This is a genomic window from Enterobacteriaceae endosymbiont of Donacia clavipes (genome assembly GCF_012570365.1).
In the GTDB taxonomy this organism is placed as follows: Bacteria; Pseudomonadota; Gammaproteobacteria; order Enterobacterales; family Enterobacteriaceae.
On sequence record NZ_CP046208.1, the window covers coordinates 2,146 to 5,373 of the forward strand.

General features: G+C 40.3%; 2 rRNA genes. Both read left to right on the plus strand.

Annotated features, from left to right (window positions below):
• The first annotated feature begins 102 nt into the window (after nt 1–102).
• Nucleotides 103–3,041, plus strand: a 23S ribosomal RNA gene (locus GJT92_RS00015).
• Nucleotides 3,042–3,105: 64 nt separating this feature from the next.
• Nucleotides 3,106–3,221, plus strand: a 5S ribosomal RNA gene (rrf, locus tag GJT92_RS00020).
• Nucleotides 3,222–3,228: the final 7 nt, after the last annotated feature.

Genomic DNA, 3,228 nt, shown 5'->3' on the forward strand with positions numbered 1-3,228 from the left:
TTATTGTTCTTTAAAAATTAGGTAATTATCTTTTAAAAAATTTAAAAATTTATTATTTTATAAGTTAATATTAAATTTTTTATAAACGATTGTGGGTTGTAAGGTTAAGTAAATAAGCGTATATGATGGATGCCTTGGCAGTCAGAGGCGATGAAGGACGTGCTAATCTGCGAAAAGCATCGATAAGTTGATTTGAAACATTATTAATCGATGATATCCGAATGGGGAAACCTAATATATTTAATTATATATTATCGTTATTTGAATACATAGAATAACGAAGCAAACCAGGAGAACTGAAACATCTAAGTATCCTGAGGAAAAGAAATCAATAGAGATTTTCTTAGTAGTGGCGAGCGAAAAGGAAATAGCCCAGAAACATACATATTTATTATATTAGCAGAAATATCTGGAAAGATATACGATACAGAGTGATAGTCTCGTATGTTAAAATATACTAATTATAGTTTCAAAGAGTAGAACGAGACACGTGAAATCTTGTTTGAATATAGGGGGATCATCCTCTAAGGCTAAATACTACTGACTGACCGATAGTGAACTAGTACCGTGAGGGAAAGGTGAAAAGAACCCCGGTTAGGGGAGTGAAATAGAACCTGAAATCATATACGTACAAGCAGTAGGAGCATTTTGTAAAAAATGTGACTGCGTACCTTTTGTATAATGGGTCAGCGAGTTATATTTTGTAGCAAGGTTAACTGTATAAGGAAGCCGTAGGGAAACCGAGTCTTAAAAGGGCGTTTAGTTGCAAGATATAGACCCGAAACCCGGTGATCTAACCATGAGCAGGTTGAAGGTTTGGTAATTCTTACTGGAGGACCGAACTGACTAATGTTGAAAAATTAGCGGATGACTTGTGGTTAGGGGTGAAAGACCAATCAAACCGGGAGATAGCTGGTTCTCCCCGAAAGCTATTTAGGTAGCGCCTCGTGTAATTCATATTCGGGGGTAGAGCTCTGTTTCGGTTAGGGAGTCTTCCAGACTTACCAATCCGATGCAAACTTCAAATACCGAATAATGTTATCACGGGAGACACACAGCGGGTGCTAACGTCCGTTGTGGAAAGGGAAACAACCCAGATCGCTAGCTAAGGTCCCTAAGTTATGATTAAGTGGGAAACGAAGTGGGAAGGCATAAACAGCCAGGATGTTGGCTTAGAAGCAGCCATCATTTAAAGAAAGCGTAATAGCTCACTGGTCTAGTCATCCTGCGCGGAAGATGTAACGGGGCTAAAATTATACACCGAAGCTGCGACAATAAATTATTTATTTATTTATTGGGTAGGGGAGCGTTCTGTAAATTGTTGAAGATAAATTGTGAAATTTATTGGAGAGATCAGAAGTGCGAATGCTGACATGAGTAACGATAAAATAGGTGAAAAACCTATTCGCCGAAAGACTAAGGGTTCCTATCCAACGTTAATCGGGGTAGGGTAAGTCGATTCCTAAGATGAGGCTGAAAAGCGTAGTCGATGGATGACAGGTTAATATTCCTGTACTTGGTATTATTTGCGAAGGGGGGACGGAGAAGGTTAGGTTAGCCAGGTGATGGTTGTCTTGGTTTAAGCGTTTAGATGAATTATTTAGGAAAATCCGAATAATTATTAACATTGAGGCGTAATGACGAAATACTTTATTGTATGAAGTAATTAATACCCTGCTTACAAGAAAATCCTCTAAGCTATAAATAACATCAAATCGTACTCTAAACCGACACAGGTGGTCAAGTAGAGAATACTAAGGCGCTTGAGAGAACTCGGGTGAAGGAACTAGGCAAAATAGTGCCGTAACTTCGGGAGAAGGCACGCTGATTGTAAGTGAAAAAATTTACTTTTAGAGCTGAAATCAGTCTAAGATAATAGCTGACTGCAACTGTTTATTAAAAACACAGCACTGTGCAAACACGTAAGTGGACGTATACGGTGTGACGCCTGCCCGGTGCCGGAAGGTTAATTGAGAGGGTTATTATTTATTAAGAAGCTCTTGATCGAAGCCCCGGTAAACGGCGGCCGTAACTATAACGGTCCTAAGGTAGCGAAATTCCTTGTCGGGTAAGTTCCGACCTGCACGAATGGCGTAATGATGGTCAGACTGTCTCCACCCGAGACTCAGTGAAATTGAAATTGCTGTGAAGATGCAGTATACCCGCGGCAAGACGGAAAGACCCCGTGAACCTTTACTATAGCTTGATATTGAATGATTAATATTAATGTGTAGGATAGGTGGGAGACTATGAAATATTGACGCTAGTTAATATTGAGTCAATCTTGAAATACCACCCTTTAATATTTATTATTCTAACCTTAACCCGTTATCCGGGTTAGAGACAGTGTCTGGTGGGTAGTTTGACTGGGGCGGTCTCCTCCTAAAGAGTAACGGAGGAGTACTAAGGTCAGCTAATCACGGTCGGAAATCGTGAGGTTAGTACAAAGGCAAAAGCTGGCTTAACTGTGAGAATGACAATTCAAACAGATGCGAAAGCAGGTCTTAGTGATCCGGTGGTTTCTATATGACAGGGCCATCGCTCAACGGATAAAAGGTACTCCGGGGATAACAGGCTAATACCGCCCAAGAGTTCATATCGACGGCGGTGTTTGGCACCTCGATGTCGGCTCATCACATCCTGGGGCTGTAGTAGGTCCCAAGGGTATGGCTGTTCGCCATTTAAAGTGGTACGCGAGCTGGGTTTAGAACGTCGTGAGACAGTTCGGTCCCTATCTGTCGTGGGCGTTGGAAGATTGAAAGGATTTGCTCCTAGTACGAGAGGACCGGAGTGAACGTATCTCTGGTGTTCGGGTTGTCATGCCAATGGCATTGCCCGGTAGCTAAATACGGAAAAGATAAGCGCTGAAAGCATATAAGTGCGAAACTTACCTTAAGATTAATCTTCCCTGAGTTTTTATTAATTATTTATAAAAATTCCTTAAGGGACGTTAAAGACTATGACGTTGATAGGCTGGATGTGTAAGCATAGTAATATGTTAAGCTAACCAGTACTAATAAACACCCGTGAGTCTTAACCTTACAACACCAGAATCGTTTAGGTTTTAATATTAATTAACTCTAATAATATTTATAAATAAAAATTCCTGGTATAAATAACGCAATGGTACCACCTGAATCCATTCCGAACTCAGAAGTGAAACATTGTAGTGCCGATGGTAGTATGAGGTTTCCTCATGTAAGAGTAGGTAAATACCAGGATAATTTT